Source organism: Mesorhizobium sp. M0227 (assembly GCF_040321855.1).
Lineage (GTDB): Bacteria > Pseudomonadota > Alphaproteobacteria > Rhizobiales > Rhizobiaceae > Mesorhizobium.
Genome location: NZ_JAMYSJ010000035.1, coordinates 1 through 13,842, shown reverse-complemented (window position 1 = coordinate 13,842; position 13,842 = coordinate 1). Strand labels below are relative to the sequence as shown.

Annotated in this window: 16 protein-coding genes; 8 read left to right on the top strand and 8 right to left on the bottom strand. The window is 65.1% G+C overall.

Features of this window, described 5'->3' with window-relative positions:
• The first annotated feature begins 83 nt into the window (after positions 1-83).
• Positions 84-2,108 (top strand): acyltransferase family protein, encoded by a 2,025-nt coding sequence (locus NKJ00_RS28925; protein WP_352632165.1) that lies wholly within the window; start codon positions 84-86, stop codon positions 2,106-2,108.
• A 110-nt stretch (positions 2,109-2,218) separates the two neighbouring features.
• Here the strand turns inward: NKJ00_RS28925 and NKJ00_RS28920 are convergent, their stop codons facing one another.
• Positions 2,219-2,815, bottom strand: a complete 597-nt coding sequence (locus NKJ00_RS28920; RefSeq protein WP_352632163.1) for a DUF6456 domain-containing protein — start codon at positions 2,813-2,815, stop codon at positions 2,219-2,221.
• A 252-nt stretch (positions 2,816-3,067) separates the two neighbouring features.
• Between NKJ00_RS28920 and NKJ00_RS28915 the strand changes: the two genes are divergently transcribed.
• Positions 3,068-3,349, top strand: a complete 282-nt coding sequence (locus NKJ00_RS28915; RefSeq protein WP_023813293.1) for a DUF982 domain-containing protein — start codon at positions 3,068-3,070, stop codon at positions 3,347-3,349.
• A gap of 108 nt (positions 3,350-3,457) precedes the next feature.
• On the top strand, positions 3,458-3,766 hold the full coding sequence (locus NKJ00_RS28910) for a DUF982 domain-containing protein (RefSeq protein WP_023813292.1): 309 nt from the start codon (positions 3,458-3,460) through the stop codon (positions 3,764-3,766).
• Between the two features lie 250 nt (positions 3,767-4,016).
• On the opposite strand, the gene NKJ00_RS28905 is transcribed toward NKJ00_RS28910, so the two are convergent.
• Both NKJ00_RS28905 and NKJ00_RS28900 read right to left on the bottom strand, forming a co-directional pair.
• Positions 4,017-4,667 carry a GcrA cell cycle regulator gene (locus NKJ00_RS28905; protein ID WP_352632161.1) on the bottom strand — a complete coding sequence of 217 codons (651 nt, stop codon included), beginning with the start codon at positions 4,665-4,667 and terminating at the stop codon, positions 4,017-4,019.
• Between the two features lie 114 nt (positions 4,668-4,781).
• Positions 4,782-5,048, bottom strand: a complete 267-nt coding sequence (locus NKJ00_RS28900) for a hypothetical protein (protein ID WP_245273285.1) — start codon at positions 5,046-5,048, stop codon at positions 4,782-4,784.
• 212 nt (positions 5,049-5,260) lie between these two features.
• On the opposite strand from NKJ00_RS28900, the gene NKJ00_RS28895 reads away from it, so the two are divergent.
• Complete coding sequence (locus NKJ00_RS28895) at positions 5,261-5,965, top strand: XRE family transcriptional regulator (RefSeq protein WP_023813289.1); 705 nt, start codon at positions 5,261-5,263, stop codon at positions 5,963-5,965.
• A 241-nt stretch (positions 5,966-6,206) separates the two neighbouring features.
• On the opposite strand, the gene NKJ00_RS28890 is transcribed toward NKJ00_RS28895, so the two are convergent.
• Positions 6,207-6,509, bottom strand: a complete 303-nt coding sequence (locus NKJ00_RS28890) for a hypothetical protein (RefSeq protein ID WP_031213614.1) — start codon at positions 6,507-6,509, stop codon at positions 6,207-6,209.
• Positions 6,510-6,698: 189 nt separating this feature from the next.
• On the opposite strand from NKJ00_RS28890, the gene NKJ00_RS28885 reads away from it, so the two are divergent.
• The 3 genes from NKJ00_RS28885 to NKJ00_RS28875 all read left to right on the top strand — a co-directional run bounded on the left by NKJ00_RS28885 (position 6,699) and on the right by NKJ00_RS28875 (position 8,331).
• Positions 6,699-7,067, top strand: coding sequence for a hypothetical protein (locus tag NKJ00_RS28885; RefSeq protein ID WP_023813287.1), 369 nt, complete (start codon positions 6,699-6,701; stop codon positions 7,065-7,067).
• Positions 7,068-7,156: 89 nt separating this feature from the next.
• Entirely contained in the window at positions 7,157-7,753 is a 597-nt protein-coding gene (locus NKJ00_RS28880; RefSeq protein WP_128305544.1) for a hypothetical protein, read from the top strand.
• Entirely contained in the window at positions 7,750-8,331 is a 582-nt protein-coding gene (locus NKJ00_RS28875) for a hypothetical protein (RefSeq protein WP_023813285.1), read from the top strand. The genes NKJ00_RS28880 and NKJ00_RS28875 overlap by 4 nt, the downstream gene beginning before the upstream one ends.
• 16 nt (positions 8,332-8,347) lie before the next feature.
• Here the strand turns inward: NKJ00_RS28875 and NKJ00_RS28870 are convergent, their stop codons facing one another.
• Positions 8,348-8,830, bottom strand: a complete 483-nt coding sequence (locus tag NKJ00_RS28870; RefSeq protein ID WP_128305542.1) for an HIT family protein — start codon at positions 8,828-8,830, stop codon at positions 8,348-8,350.
• 121 nt (positions 8,831-8,951) lie between these two features.
• Here NKJ00_RS28870 and NKJ00_RS28865 point away from each other — a divergent pair, with 121 nt between their 5' ends.
• On the top strand, positions 8,952-9,533 hold the full coding sequence (locus NKJ00_RS28865; protein WP_023813283.1) for a hypothetical protein: 582 nt from the start codon (positions 8,952-8,954) through the stop codon (positions 9,531-9,533).
• Positions 9,534-9,562: 29 nt separating this feature from the next.
• On the opposite strand, the gene NKJ00_RS28860 is transcribed toward NKJ00_RS28865, so the two are convergent.
• The 3 genes from NKJ00_RS28860 to NKJ00_RS28850 all read right to left on the bottom strand — a co-directional run bounded on the left by NKJ00_RS28860 (position 9,563) and on the right by NKJ00_RS28850 (position 13,710).
• Entirely contained in the window at positions 9,563-10,849 is a 1,287-nt protein-coding gene (locus NKJ00_RS28860; protein ID WP_023813282.1) for a hypothetical protein, read from the bottom strand.
• A gap of 285 nt (positions 10,850-11,134) precedes the next feature.
• Entirely contained in the window at positions 11,135-12,151 is a 1,017-nt protein-coding gene (locus NKJ00_RS28855) for an ABC transporter permease (RefSeq protein WP_352443288.1), read from the bottom strand.
• Positions 12,148-13,710, bottom strand: a complete 1,563-nt coding sequence (locus tag NKJ00_RS28850; protein WP_128305540.1) for a sugar ABC transporter ATP-binding protein — start codon at positions 13,708-13,710, stop codon at positions 12,148-12,150. Before NKJ00_RS28850 ends, NKJ00_RS28855 begins: the two co-directional genes overlap by 4 nt.
• Positions 13,711-13,842: the final 132 nt, after the last annotated feature.

The window sequence follows — 13,842 nt, the reverse complement described above, 5'->3', positions numbered from 1 at the left end:
ACTGCGATAAATTTGTTGCATTGCGATATCAGCCTGCCCGGCCGACGTTGCGCAGGGGCTGGGCCTTGCACGAAGGAGCCGTCGTGGCAGCATCGTTCCGGTCGGACATACAAGGATTGCGCGCGCTCGCTGTCGGCGGTGTCGTCGCCTACCATTTCGGCCTCACCTCGCTCCCCGGCGGCTTTGCCGGCGTCGACATCTTCTTCGTCATCTCGGGCTGGCTGATAACAACCCACCTCATGCAGGAGATCGGCGAGACCGGCCGGCTCGACCTTTGGCGCTTCTATGCCAGGCGCGCGCGGCGGCTTCTGCCGGCAGCTTTGTTCGTCATCCTGGTTACGCTGGCCGCCGGCTACTTCATCCTGGCGCCGCAGGAGCAGGCGCTCTATTCGCGCGGCGCCATGTTCGCCTCCGCCTATGCCATCAATCTGTGGCTGCTGCGCTGGTCGTTCGACTATTTCGCCGCCGACGCCACCAGCAATCCCTTCATCCACTTCTGGTCGTTGTCGGTGGAGGAGCAGTTCTATCTGGCCTGGCCGGCACTGCTTCTGCTGGCCGCTTGGCTGCGGCCGGGCCGGCGAACGGCCGCAGCCGTGATCGGCGTTGCCGGCCTTGCCTCCTTAGCCGCCTGCCAGTGGCTGACCAGCGCAGCACCCGCCTGGGCCTTCTATTTCTCGCCGCTGCGCGCCTGGGAGTTCGCTGCCGGCGGCCTGGCGACGCTGGTCCCCATGGCTTTGCTGCAGCACCGCATCTGGCTGCGGGCCGCACTTGGCTGGCTCGGCCTGGCGCTGATCGCGACGGCCTATCTCCTGTTGAGCGAGGACCTGCCCTTCCCCGGCTGGTACGCGTTGCTGCCGGTGGCCGGCACCGTGCTGGTGCTGCTGAGCGGCGTCGGCGGGCCGCAGACCAATAGACGGACCGGCTGGCAAGCCCTTGGCCCGGCTACCGCTTTGTCCCTGCCGCCCTTGCAATGGATCGGCACGCTCTCCTATTCGCTCTATCTCTGGCATTGGCCGGTCATCGTCTATGCCGGGATGCTGGCGCCGGACCTTTCCGTGCCGCAGCGCCTTGGCTGTGGCGTGCTGGCGCTCGCGCTGTCGGTGCTCACCTATCATTTGATCGAAGACCCGGCGCGGCGCGGCGCCTGGATGGCGGTGGGCGCCCGCGCCTTTCCCAGGGTCATTCCAGACGCAAAACCGCTTCGCGCTTTTCCCGGCCTTGTGCTGGTTCCCGCGCTGATGCTGACCGGCACCGGCGTGGCGGTCGCCTATGCCAACGCGCATCTGGCCACGCGCAATATCGGCCCCGAGCAGCGCGGCATCGAGCAGGCGGTCGAAAGACCTTCCATCGCGCGGGCCGTCGACAAGAACTGCCTGGCCGACTTCCAAACGGTGACGCCGAAACCCTGCATGTTCGGCCCGGCCGATGCCACCCGCACCATCGTGCTGTTCGGCGATTCGCACGCCGACCAGTGGTCGACGCCGCTGATCGAGGCGGCCAAGCGCAACGACACAAAGGTCATCACCTATCTTAAATCATCGTGCCGCGCCTCGCGGCTCTCCACCTTCAACACCGTGCTGAAGCGCGACTACACCGAATGCGACGCCTGGCGCGAGCAGGCCATATCAGAGATCATCCGCCGCAAGCCGCGCCTGGTGGTGATCTCCGAATTTTCCATCGGCAATCTGACCCGCGACCTGCCCGCCGCCGAACGCACCGCCGAAGTAGCGCGCTGGCAGGCCGGCCTGCGCTCGACCTTGCAGGCCTTCAGCCGGGCCGGTGTCGAGACGGCTGTTATCCGCGACACGCCGATCAACGCCAGCTTCGCCGGCTCCTGCGTGGCGCGCACCCTGTGGTGGCGCGAAGCCCCCTCGCCGCACTGCGATACGCCAAGGGCGGACGCCGCCAACGACAGCACCGCCGCCGCCGAGCGCGCCGTGGTGACCAGCGTACCCGACACCCGCTACATCGACCTCACCAACCAATTCTGCGGCCCGACCACCTGCCACGTCGTCATATCAGGCAAGCTGGCGTTTCGTGACAGGCACCACCTGGCGACGGGCTTTGCCGAGACACTGGCGGGGCCATTGGAGAGGGCCTTGTTTTAGGCGCCTGGGTATCTGCGCCCGGTCCGCATTGTTCATCACATCTTGCGAATCTGTGGAACGGGCTTGATCACGGATCCGGCCGGCATCGCCGGTCGGATCCATTTCACCCCTCACCGCCTCATCATCATCATCCCGTAATGCACTGCCAACAAATCCAGCCCCACCTTCAGCAGCTTCGTCACCACGTTCCGGCCCTCGCCGGTCTGCTCGGCCAGGCGCTTGAGGGAACCGTCCGCGCAGCAGACTTGTCGCACCACGGCGGCCACCTCCCAATGGCCTAGCGCTCTTGTGGCGGCGGCATAGGCCCTGCCGGCGTCGAGAACGCTGTCGGCGATGCCGCCGCCATCGCGGCCACCGTCGACGCGCTCGGTCCAGCGCATCGGCTTGACATCAGCCTGCTGGCTGCAGCGGAAATCCTCGCGGTAGCGCAGGCCTGCCTCGCGCTGCTGGCGCGACAGCGAGGTGATGCCGATAAGCGCATCGATGGCGCGCACCCGCACGATGCCGCCGGTCGCGGCGTAGCCGTCATTCGACACTTCGTAGACACGGGCAGCCTCCAGCGTCCCCGCCGCCAGCCGCTTGCGGCCGAAGGCGTCATCCCTGAGCGCGAAATCATGGCCGACCTCGCGGCGTATGCGCACCTGCTCGGCCTCGCCCTTCGGCAATTTCGGCGCCTGCGGTTTTGCGGGTTTGGTCTTTTTGCTCATGGGAGACTCCTGGTTGGGTCGGATGGTGGGAGGCCGGCAAGTGGCGATCCTTCGCGCGCCCTCTGCCCTGCTGGGCATCTCCCACGTGGTCGGCAGAGCGGAGCGGGACGCTGTTCCTTTGGCCTTCAATGAACCGGAGGTCGTCGCCTCTTCGCCGCTGCGCCACCATCCTTGCCGCCCGGCATCCAGGCTGATGGAACCGGCGCGAGCTTTCGACGTTATGTCGCGTCCACGCCAAGGGGAGGTTCGCCGATGACAGCCTTCATGCCGGTTACCGTGCGCTTTTGCGACAACAAAACCATGCTGGTCAGTTCGGTGGCCGGCGCAGCCGAGGCACTGCGCCACCAATGGCCCGACAAGACAGCACCTGGTTATCTCGAGGCGACGCGGCTGGTTACGCTCGCCGTCGACGGCACCTGCTGCCAGCGCATCGCATTCGACGCCTTCACCAGGGCGGCCAAGCAACAGAACATACTGGTGGCCAGGCCCAAAAGCCGCGCCCATGACTGGCTGGACGCGGTGGCTAGTCCATGAGGATCGCCAGCCAGCCGAAAAATTGATGCAACCGCCCGCCAGCGGGGCGCGTTTAAGGATGCGGTAGACAGAGCCGCGCGCAAAGCGAAGGTGAACGCGGTGGGTACGATGAAAACCGGAGTGCCGCTCAAAGTGCGGGTGGAGGATGAGGTCGAAGAGATCGACAGCGTCAGCGAAGCCGCCGATTTTCTGCAGCGCTGGCCGCTGGAGCGACGCGGCCATGTCTACCGCAGCGCGCTTAACGCCTGCAGCGCGGCGATCGCCGCGCAGATTTCCGAAGCCGACGCCATGAAGGTGTTTACCGGCTTTGCCCGGGTGACCGGCATATTGATCGCCGAAGGCAACCCGGCGATGGCGATGGACGCAAGGAGCATGCAGAGCCGCACGCCCAAGCAGGGCCGGCAAATGCCGAAGTAAGGTTCTGGCGATTTTGCTCCGGGCTTGATTCATCTCAGATCCTCCACCTTTGTGCGGCGAGGCAGCCCCCTCACCCAGCCTCCGCTTCGCTCGGCTGACCATTTTGGGGCGAGCCACGTGTCTCGTCCGTCCTTCGGACCCCCGAGGGGAGAGGAGACTTGCACCGTCGGGTGCCCTCTCTTCTCCCCCACGGGGAGAAGGTGGCCGCGAAGCGGCCGGATGAGGCTGGCGCAGCAATGGGAGAGCGTGCTCATCCCGCCACAAATACGCGGCGCTGGAAGCGCGCCTGATGGTAGGTGCAATAGCTTTTCAGCGGCGTGGTGCGCATGCCGCAGCACAGCATGTCGGCGCCCGGCCGGCTGCCGGGCGCATCGTTTTCAGAATCCTCCTCCACCGTCAGATCCAGCGGCGCGCGGCAGCGTGAAAACAGGCAATCGATGAAGCGCATCGCCACGCCATGCGGCTGCCGGCCGATGGCCGCGCGCGGCGGCGCCGGCACCTCCAGGCGATAGGCTACGCCGTCGGCGATCAGCACGCCCGCCTCGCGCACGAACGAATGGGCGCGCCTGGGCCGGGCCACTTCACGCGCATGGATATCCTTGGCGGCAAGCACGCCATGCATCTTGCCGACGGCAGGCGTCGCATTCGCCGACATGCCATCGGCCCGCTTGCTTCCAGCGCGCTTGCCCCCGGCCTGTCTGGCTCGCGGCGGCGGCCCCTTGCCATTGGCAAAGCCGATCGCGCCCAGCATGGCGTTACGATGCACGATGCCGATGATGGCGTCGCGCGACACCGGACTGCCACCCAGCGCGGTGAACGCGACTGCAATCCTGGAGGCTGAAAGCCCGTCCTTCAGCCAGCGGCCGATCTCGTGCAATTCCGCGTCGCTATAGCTTGCCATATACCAGCTCCATCCAAAGTTCGGCCGCGCGCCGTCGGGCAGCGTCAAGGTTCGACCCGGTGGCCGGGCCGCAGTCAGGTTGTTTTTCAAGAGCCGGCTGTCAGCCGGCCAGCCTCAGCCGGATTGGGCCGATTTCCCGCCGGCAAGGTGCAAAAGCCGCGCCTCGGCCGTGTTTCTGTCCAGGGCGGAAACCGCCCTGCCCGTTAGCCTGTCCAACAGGATGACGGTGCCGTCCTCGGTGCGGATGCAGGATCGGCCAGCCGAAAAAACAGCGCCGGCGCCATGCCGGCCGAATTGGGGACCGGAGCCGCTGGGAGCGGCGGCTCCGGCCGTTCCGGTCGCCGGAAACAGGCGGACCGGACCCGAGGCTGGTGCAGTCAAGCACTGAGCCTCGGGCTTCACCCCGGCCGGGGAGGAGGACGGCCGGGGCGGAAGGGAATGGGCGGCGGTTATGACCGCCGGATGCGCCTCGCGTGAGGCCGGCGACTCGGCGCCATCAAAGCTGGACAGGTTTTGCATGACCGGATATAAGCATAACTCGAAAATATATGCAAGCCATTCTTTCATAGACGAGAGCCGCTTTCATCGCTCACATGGGCGCCATGGCAAAAACGGAACTGTCGATCAAGGTCGGGGCGGCGATCCGCAAGGCGCGCAAGCAGCGCGGCCTGGTCATGCGCCACATTGCGGAGCACAACGACACCGATGTCGCCGCCGTCGGCAACTGGGAAACCGGCCGCAATCTGCCCAAGACCGAGAACCTCCTGAAGACCGCCGCCTTCCTGCGCGTCGACCCGGTGGCGCTGGGCCAAGGGCAGGTCGTGTTTCTCGACGATGCCGGACCGGTCGCCGACGCGGAGATCGTCACCGATGCCGGTCCGCTGCCCGCCGGTTCGATGGATATCGAGGTGCTAGGCGCGGCCGTCGGCGGCGACGATGGCGATTTCACCTTCAACGGCGAGCCGGCAGGCTACGTCCAGCGCCCGCCGGGCGTGCGCAACCTGCCGAAGGTGTTCGCCCTGCACGTGCTCTCGGATTCCATGGTGCCGCGTTACGAGCCCGGCGACCTGATCTATTGCGGCGGCCGCGACGCGGTGCCCGGCGACCACGTGGTGATCGAGACCTTCCCCGAAGAAAACGAGCGCAACGGCAAGGCCTTCATCAAGAAGCTGGTCAAACGCACGGCGGGCGAGTTGGTGGTCGAGCAATACAATCCGCCGAAGACGCTGACCTTCAACCGCTACGCCATCAAACATGTCTGGCGCGTGATTTCGCTGAAGGAATTGCTGGGGTATTGAGGAGCGCTTCTTGCCTTCTCCCCTTGCGGGGGTGAAAGGCGGTCCGCACAGCGGACGAAAAGCCAATTGCTTGGCTTTTCGAGCCTTGAACGCCCTGAGCTTGCGAAGGGCCGGGTAGCGCAGGATCCACCTGCCGGGTCCCCGCTGCTTCGCAGCGCCCCGGCGTTCGCTGGCCTTTGATCGTGCCACTGGCACGATCAATTCGCTTACGCGAACCGGCCGTTCACCCTTTCGACAAGACTCAAGCCCGCCGCGCTCCCTCCAGCGGCACCTCGCGATCGCTCAGCATCTGCGCTTCGCTACGCACGCGCTGGCGCTCGTCGATGAAGGCCGCCTGGATCGTAACGGTCGCCCCCGGCAGTCCGTCGGCACGGCAGGCCGAGCAGACGATGCGGCCCGACAGAGCGGCAAGCGGCGTGTTCCTCGTCACGCCGAACCGCTTCAACTGATCGGGCCGCCACCAACGGTTGCGGCCGCAATCCGCGCACTCGACCGAGATCGAGGCGACATGCGCCATTGTTGGTTCCCTGCCCGGCAATGCCATCGCCCCTGCCTCGTCTTTGTTCCTGATTTGTTCGCATATTCCTGTGTTTTGCGCCCGGAGTCGAGTCGCAGTTTTCAAACTTTCCCAGAAGTTTTTCTTCTAAGGTAATTTGAGTTATGCTTTCACGCTGGATATGCAAATGTGAGTCGGAGCACGAACCCGCCCATTGCATCAAACCCGGGAGCGATAATGGACGCCCTTGCCGCCGATTTTGCCCGTTCCTGCGGTTACGCCGGCGACAGCCTGGCCCTGCTTGAAGCCTTCGAAGCCATCCGCCGCAACGGCATCGCCCACGCCCGTCAGGATCACGTCAGGCGCAAGGCGGTGATCGACGCGTTGAAACCGTCGGAGGCGCTGTTCCTGGCCGCGATTGGCCCGGCCCTCTCGGCGGAGGAGGCCATCGAGGACGCCGTCCGCTTCATAGCCTGCTGGCGCAACATACCGCGCTGGCGCCAGGAGCGGCGCCTGCCCGACCTGATCAGGGCCAAGCAACAGCGGCTGGTGGCGCGGTATTTTCGTCGCCATGGCCATCTTCTATGGGCGCGCGAAGCAGCGTGAGGCTGGACCAGCCATTTGCGGGTTCCATCAGCAATTTTTTCTTTCTAGACTGCGCAGGGGTGGCTGATCGTCGACGTGCATAGTTTGGAATGTTCAAGACTGCCCGCTTAAAATTTCAAACCTGGATAACGGCCGGCGCGGGAACCATCGCCGCCCTGTTCGTCGCCGGCCTGATGGGCGCGTTCGGCGCCCTGCCCCCCCACGCCCCGCCGCAATTGCCGCCCGATGCCGGCATCGATGCCGGGCGTTGGCATCTCAAGCCGGTGCGTGCATATGTCAGCCGCGCCAAGGTCTATGGCGTGCCGCTGAAACCAGGCCAGAAGGCGCTGGTGCTGGAGGTCGACCTGACCAATCGCACGGCGCAATCCGACAAGGCCTATTTCAATGTCTTCACGCCGGACGGACTCGCTCTGCTCGACGGCCTGCCGATGATCGCGCTGACCCGTGATTCGACTCTGACGCCGGAACTGCATCCCGGCATGACCGAACGCATGGCCTATGTCTGGCCGCTTGCCGGCGACGCCATCGTGCCGGCAAATCTCAGCTTCGGCATCATCGCCGAGATCTTCAAGCCGCGCGACAACCTTTACGGGACGCCCGGCTGGTTCAATCCCACTCGGCTCGGCACCGTCACCTTGCCCGTCGTCGACCTGCCCGTGGCAGACTCACGGAAAGGCGGCTCATGAATATCCGGGCCATCGGCAATCTCCTGATCCTCGCCACCACCGTGGCGCTGAGCTACGGCATGCAGGTGTCGAAGCCGCATTATGCCGAGCTCACCGCACCGATCCCGGTCGACGGCGCCGTCCACGACACGGTGCGGGCGCGCAGCTTCGCTGTCCGCCTCGACAGAGTGGTCTTTGCCCGCACGCTGAAGAGCGACCAGTTCGGCCAGGAGAAGCTTTTGACGACCAGCGGCCTGTGGGCGGTGGTGACGACCAGTCTCACCGCCACCAGCACCTCCACCACGGTCGCCGACGGCACCTGGCAAGGCCCGACCGGCCTGCGCTACCACCAGAGCGAACGGCTGGGCTACCGCCAGGACATGCCGCCGCATTCCATTGATCCGGGGTTGGAAAGACGCGGCCTGTTCATCTTCGAGATGCCGCCCGACCAGATCCCCGGCGCCAGCCTGCTGGTCGCCGCGCGCCGGTTCGGCCCGCTCGACGCCCAGGCCCGCATCAGCCTCGACGCGGTGCCGACCGGCGCCGATGGCCAGCCAGCGGATGTCTTGCCGCAATACGATCTTGATGCGCGACTGTAGGAAGGGGCGCGCAAGCCTAACTGCCCATGACCTGGCGCAGCAATGCAATCACTTCCGCAACAGAAGGACCTTCGACAGGGGGTGGATCGGCCCGCTCACAAAATTCCCTCCAAATAAACAGCGTGAGTTCCGCGCCATCGGTGCCCGGTTCGCTTGACGCATCAGTGAACTGTTCAAGGGATCGATATCGATGGTCGGACCAGAAGAGCCGTTCGACCCAGTCATAGACAGGTATCAGGTGAAAATGGAACGAATGACCCGGAGAATGGCCGTAGCGACTGATGTAGAGCCGGTTAGGCCGCAGCCGCGACGTCAATGCCTTCTGAGCTTCCGCAAGCAATGGGCCCAATTCGGCCAGAGCCGCTTGCGGCAGTTCCAAGAGGTTGTTGGTCGGCAGCTTGGAACCAAGCACCAGGTACCCGGGCAGAGCAGAGTCAGTCCGGTGGCTCAGGAGCCAGAAATCCGTCGCGGAAATCTGAAACGGTTCGGGACTCTGCAAATTTTGTTCTCCGATGCAGGGAGCTCAATCGTTTCAGAGTAACCCAGCTTGAACCCAAAGCAATTCCGCAGCGCAGTTTGCGCTCGAAACTCTCAACACTGAGCAAGACCAAGGCAAAGGCATGACCGCAGTTTCGACCGATCTCGAACCAGCCGCCGACGAAGGCCGAGAGACCGAGAAAAAATGGCGCCGGCGCGGTCTTGCCGCGCTCGCTATCCTGCTGCCGCTGACGCTGGCCGAGACCAGCTATGACAGCGTCCGTGAATGGCTGCACGGCGACGACCTCATCGCCAGGGATGTCGAGTTCGGCCAGTCCGTGCCATTCGGCGGCAGCGAGTGGCGGCTGGCCGATCTGCGCGGCGGCAAGGCCGGCCGCTTGCCCGACCACGCCTTCGCCGTCATCGCCACCTTTGCGGTAACGGTTGGCGACCCCGATCTGCAAAAACAGTGGCTGGGCTGCAAGGTGATACTGACCGACGCCGCCGGGCGCCGCTGGCTGTCCGACTTCATCTCCGGCGTCGGCCTGCCGGACGGCGTGATGAACTGCACCTCGGCGATCTTCTCCGGCGCCAAGAAGGGCGAAATCATCACCGTGGGCGAAACCTTCATCGTGCCCGAGGACGCCATCAAGACCATCCGCCCGGCTGTCGGATTGGGCAGCGAGCGGCCGTGGTTCCTGCGCTTTCAGAGGCCGCCGAAGTGAGCGTCCTTCTCCCCGTAAACGGAGAGAATTCACTTCCCCGCCCGCTTCGCCATCGAAAACGCTGTCTCCAGCACGGCGGCGAGAAAGCATATGCGCAGCGGCTCGATCAGGATGCCGGTGGAGGAATCCTGGAACGGGCTGCCGAACAGCAGCGTCACGCCATGCGAAAAAATCTGCCAGACGTCGAGCTCGTGCGGACCGATCAGCCGCGTCGTGCCCAGCCATAGCCAGGCAGCGCCCCAGTCGAGCAAGCGGTAGCCGACGACCAGCGTGCACAAAAGCACCAGACTGGAGCTGACTGTCAGCCGAACCCCGTTGGCGATCGGCAGATAGCGCGAGCGGTAACCGGCGATGAAATGCTCGACGAAATCACGCAGGAATTTCGGCAGGCCGACATAGCGCCGGCCGGCGCGCTCCAGCCGGCCGTGCACGCGCATCAGGGCGGCATCGTCGCGCACGTCATAGCCATAGATCAGCGCCGCCATCACCAGCCAGATCAGCGGCAGCAACATGAAGAAGAACAGGTTGACGGCAACCGTCGATGGCGCGATCGACTCGACCGGCACCATGGGGGCGGCCGAGGCCATCGGCACCGGGTTCGCCAGCCCGTCCACTGAGGCCTGCAGGGCCGACCAGAAATTGCGGCTCATCAGCCATTGCAGCGCCGAGTCCTTCCAGCGGCTGATCACATAGAGGCCAACGAAGATCCAGTTGGTCTCGCAGATCACCACGACGATCTGCCAGAACGAGGCGGCTTTCGTTTTCGTCTGCATGAATTTGGCCAGCCGGTGGATCAGCCAGGACACCGCCACCGAGACCAGCAGCCAGCGCGAATCGAGCACGTCGAGCACATTGGCGCTCTGGCCGAAATCGGCCTGGTCGAGCGTGGCGCGCGAATATTGGCGAACGATGTCGCCCAGAAATCCCCAGGCCGCGTAATAGGCGAAGAACGGCAGCAGCGCGATGGTGATCATCCGCACCAGCCGCGAGCCGCGCCGGTCCACAGCACCCGGCTCCTTGACGGCTTGCGCCTCGGTGGTTGCGGCCTTGTCCGCGCTGCGCTGCGCGGCCAGCACATGCGGCAGGCCGGGGCGCAACACATGGAACATCGCCACCGTCACCACCAGCTGCGCCAGCGCCACCAGCGTCAGCATCGCCAGCCCGGCGAAGTGATTGGCCAGCGCCACCTTCGCCGCGAGCTGCATGAGGAGATCGCCGACCAGCACGCCGGCCAGCACGAGTGCCACGAGTTGCGGCCAGAACCGCCGCAGCAGCGAAAAACTCAAGGTGATCGGTCTGATGATATCGGCAAACATGAGGTTCTCTCACGATGCCACCCGCCCCAGGTCTTTCTAGCAAAGCATGCTTGTTTTGCAAGAATGGGGGTCCCTAGCAAGCGCAGGTGCGAGGCACCCCCCTCTGTCCTACCGGACATCTCCCCCGCAAGGGGGGAGATTGGACGTCATGACTGCTTTCGCCAATTTTCAACGTTGAAGAGAAAGCGGCGAGGACGAAGCTGCCAATCTCCCCCCTTGCGGGGGAGATGTCCGGCAGGACAGAGGGGGGTGCCTGGGCGCCAACCGCTCCTCCCCCTTTGCTCCTCACCTTCTCACCCGCGATTTCAGCCACCGGTCGAACGCCACCGCCAGGATCAGGATGAGCCCGATGACGATGCTTTGCGTGTAGGACGAGACGTTGTTGAACTGCAGCCCGTTTTGCAGCACGCCGATGAGCGCGGCGCCCACCACCGTGCCGCCGACAGAGCCGATGCCGCCGAACAGCGAGGTGCCGCCGATGACGACGGCCGAGATGACCGTCAGCTCGTAGCCAATACCGGCGACTGCTTCGGAGGAGTTCAGCCGCGCCGACAGCACGAAGGCGGCAAGCCCGGCAAAAAAGCCGACGATGACATAGACCGAGATCAGGATGCGGTCGACGCGCAGGCCCGACAGCCTTGCCGCCTCGGCATTGCCGCCGACGGCATAGACGGCTCGGCCGTAGCGCGTGTAGCGCAGCACGATGTGGCACAGGATGGCGGCCGCGGCGAAGATCAGCGCCGGCACCGGCACGGGGCCGATCAGCCCGGTTCCGAACCAGCGCATCGAGGCGTCGAAGCCCGAGATCGGGCCGCCGTTTGAGATGGTCAGCGTCAGCCCGCGAAACACCGTCAGCCCGCCCAGCGTGACGACGAAGGGCGGCACTTTTAGCCGGGTGATGACAAGCCCTTGCACCCCGCCGGCAGCAGCGCCCACAACGACGGCGGCCAAGAGTGCTGCGAACCAGCCGAACCCTTGCGTGCCGCTCGTCGACAGCGACAGCGTGTTGGCGGAGCCGCCCTTGGCGACCACGGCGGCGACCATACCGCAGAAGGCGAGCAGCGAACCGACCGACAGGTCGATGCCGGCGGTGAGGATGACGAAGGTCATGCCGAGCGCAATCAGCCCGGTGATCGAGATCTGCCTTGTGATGTTGAACAAATTGATCGGGTCCATGAAGCTCGGCTTCAGCACCGTGAAGACGATGATCAGCGCCACCAAGAACAGCAGCGGCCCGAAGCTCATCAAAAGCCGCGCGAAGTTGATACCGCCGCGCTGATCCTGTTCCCCCGCCACGCTCATAGTATCTCCTTGCGGTCGAGTGCCATCAGTTCCATCAGTCTTTCCTCGTTTGCCTCGACGCCCGGCATCTGGCCGGTGATGCGTCCCCGGCGCATGGTGACGATGCGGTCCGACACCGCAAGCACCTCGGGCAGCTCGGACGAAATCATCATCACCGCAATGCCGCGCGCCGCAAGCTGCACCAGGATCTGGTGCACCTCTGTCTTGGCGCCGACATCGACGCCGCGAGTCGGCTCGTCGACGATCAGCACTTTCGGATCGCGCGCCAGCCAGCGCGCCAGGATCACCTTCTGCTGGTTGCCGCCCGACAGGCCTTCGATCGCCTGCTCGGCCGAAGCCATGCGGATCGACAGCATCTTGCGAAACCCGGACAGCGCATCGCGCTCGCGCCGCTCGGCCATGAAGCCGAAACCGTTGCTGAAGCTGCCCAGCGAAGCGATGGAGAAATTCGGCAGGATGCCCAGCGCGGCAAAGATCGCCTGGTGCTTGCGGTCCTCCGGTAGCAGGCCGATGCCGAGCGCAATGGCGTCCGCGGGTGATGCCGGGGCGATCGGCTTCCCGTCGAGCGTGATGGTGCCGGCCGCGATGCGGTCGGCGCCGAAGATGGCGCGCGCCAGTTCCGTGCGGCCGGACCCCACAAGCCCGGCGACGCCGAGGATTTCACCGGCCTTGAGGTCGATGTCGACGCCGTCGAGCACGATGGCGTGGGGCGCCTCGGGGTCGCGAACGGTGCGCAGGCCGCGCACCGACAGCACGATATCGCCGGCCACCGCGCGCTGCGCCGGCCGGGCGTAGAGCTCGGACGCCGCGCGGCCGACCATCTTCTCGATGATTTTGGGCAGCGCGATCGGTCCGCCCTCGCGGTTAAGATGCCCGGCCAGCCGCCCGTCGCGCAGCACCGTCATGCGATCGCATATGGCGGACGCTTCCTCCAGCCGGTGGGTGACGAACATGATGGCGACCTTGTCCTTGCGCAGCCGATCCATGATCGACAGCAGCCGCTGCACCTCGGTCTCGGTCAGCGCCGAGGTCGGCTCGTCCATGATGATCAGCCGGCTTTTCAGCGACAGGGCGCGGGCAATCTCGACCAGTTGCTGTTCGGCCACCGACAGCGCCGACACCGGCGTCATCGGATCGATGGAGAGGCCGACGCGGGCGATGATCGAGCGCGATTCTTGCTCCATGCGCCCCCAACTCACCAGCCCGAGCGGACCGATCGGCGCGCGGCCGATAAAGATATTCTCCGCCACAGTCAGCGTCGGGATCAGGCTCAGTTCCTGGTAGATGGTGACGATGCCGAGCCGCTTGGCATCCTGCGGGCTGGATGGATGATAATCGGCACCGTCGAAAGTGATGCGGCCGCCCGACGGCGGCATGACGCCCGAGAGAATTTTCAAGAGCGTCGACTTGCCGGCGCCGTTTTCGCCCAGCAGGCCGAGGATTTCGCCGGGGCGGATGTCGAGCGAGACATCGCTTAGCGCGGTGACGCCGGCGAAATGCTTGGTGATGCCCTCGACGGCGAGCAGGACGGGTTCGGGCGATGCGGATTCAGCTGGCAAGGGTTGCTCCTCTGATGCAGTTCATGCCGGCACGCTCAGCACTTGAACACCCCCCTCTGGCCTGCCGGCCATCTCCCCCGCAAGGGGGTGTTTGGACCGGAGACATCGCGAACAGGTGTGCGAGGACATCGC

Excerpts from the sequence above, each read along its gene's own strand:
- NKJ00_RS28865 (WP_023813283.1), top strand. The coding sequence starts at position 8,952 with ATGACCGCAGTTTCGACCGATCTCGAACCAGCCGCCGACGAAGGCCGA.
- NKJ00_RS28895 (WP_023813289.1), top strand. The coding sequence starts at position 5,261 with ATGGGCGCCATGGCAAAAACGGAACTGTCGATCAAGGTCGGGGCGGCG.
- NKJ00_RS28880 (WP_128305544.1), top strand. The coding sequence starts at position 7,157 with ATGTTCAAGACTGCCCGCTTAAAATTTCAAACCTGGATAACGGCCGGC.
- NKJ00_RS28885 (WP_023813287.1), top strand. The coding sequence starts at position 6,699 with ATGGACGCCCTTGCCGCCGATTTTGCCCGTTCCTGCGGTTACGCCGGC.
- NKJ00_RS28920 (WP_352632163.1), bottom strand. The coding sequence starts at position 2,815 with ATGAGCAAAAAGACCAAACCCGCAAAACCGCAGGCGCCGAAATTGCCG.
- NKJ00_RS28915 (WP_023813293.1), top strand. The coding sequence starts at position 3,068 with ATGACAGCCTTCATGCCGGTTACCGTGCGCTTTTGCGACAACAAAACC.
- NKJ00_RS28890 (WP_031213614.1), bottom strand. The coding sequence starts at position 6,509 with ATGGCATTGCCGGGCAGGGAACCAACAATGGCGCATGTCGCCTCGATC.
- NKJ00_RS28875 (WP_023813285.1), top strand. The coding sequence starts at position 7,750 with ATGAATATCCGGGCCATCGGCAATCTCCTGATCCTCGCCACCACCGTG.
- NKJ00_RS28905 (WP_352632161.1), bottom strand. The coding sequence starts at position 4,667 with ATGGCAAGCTATAGCGACGCGGAATTGCACGAGATCGGCCGCTGGCTG.
- NKJ00_RS28860 (WP_023813282.1), bottom strand. The coding sequence starts at position 10,849 with ATGTTTGCCGATATCATCAGACCGATCACCTTGAGTTTTTCGCTGCTG.
- NKJ00_RS28855 (WP_352443288.1), bottom strand. The coding sequence starts at position 12,151 with ATGAGCGTGGCGGGGGAACAGGATCAGCGCGGCGGTATCAACTTCGCG.
- NKJ00_RS28910 (WP_023813292.1), top strand. The coding sequence starts at position 3,458 with ATGAAAACCGGAGTGCCGCTCAAAGTGCGGGTGGAGGATGAGGTCGAA.